1 protein-coding gene is annotated in these 691 nt (G+C 31.4%); it reads right to left on the bottom strand.

The annotated features are described in order from the left end of the window. The coding region (locus B0A80_RS20605) for an AMP-binding protein (protein ID WP_165769312.1) at positions 1-691 on the bottom strand (691 nt) is incomplete at both ends.

The raw sequence follows: 691 nt of genomic DNA, 5'->3' as shown, positions 1-691 counted from the left end.
CGATATAGTGTATGATGTTGTGAAATAAATCATCTTTGAAATTTACTGAAGCCATAACACAACAGCCTCCAACAGTAAAAGGCAAAATATATTCTTCTAAAGAACCATCAAAGCTAAAAGAACGATAAAATAAAACCTTATCATCACATGTCATACCATAATATAACTTGTAAAATTGTAATCGAGATGCAAGTGATCTATTAATAATTTCTACGCCTTTTGGTTGCCCAGTACTTCCTGACGTATAAATTATATACGCTAAATTATCTAAAGAGGCTATCCTTTTGATTGATTCTGCAGACTCTTGGGTTATTGAACACCAATCCTTATCTAATAGAATAATATCTAAATTAGCTTTATTTGGAAATGTAACTAAGCTATTACTACTACTACTAAGCAAGAATTTTGTACCTGAATCCTCTAACATATAATCTATACGATCTATCGGGTACTCTGGATCAATAGGCACATACGCTGCTCCTGATTTCAATATGCCTAAAATACTTATAAGCATCTCGAAAGAACGATGAATACAAATTCCTATCAGATGATTTTTTTCTACACCTTTATTTAACAAAAATCTTGCTAATTGATTAGATTTTTTATCCAAATCCTCATAAGTTAGCTCTTCATTATCGAAAATAACCGCTACTGCTTTTGGCGTTTTAAATACCTGTTGCTCAAACAAATC

The sequence above is a fragment of the Flavobacterium tructae genome, assembly GCF_002217475.1.
Taxonomy (GTDB): Bacteria; Bacteroidota; Bacteroidia; order Flavobacteriales; family Flavobacteriaceae; genus Flavobacterium; species Flavobacterium tructae.
Note: the sequence above shows the minus strand (reverse complement) of the source record. Positions and strands in the feature narration are given on the sequence as shown.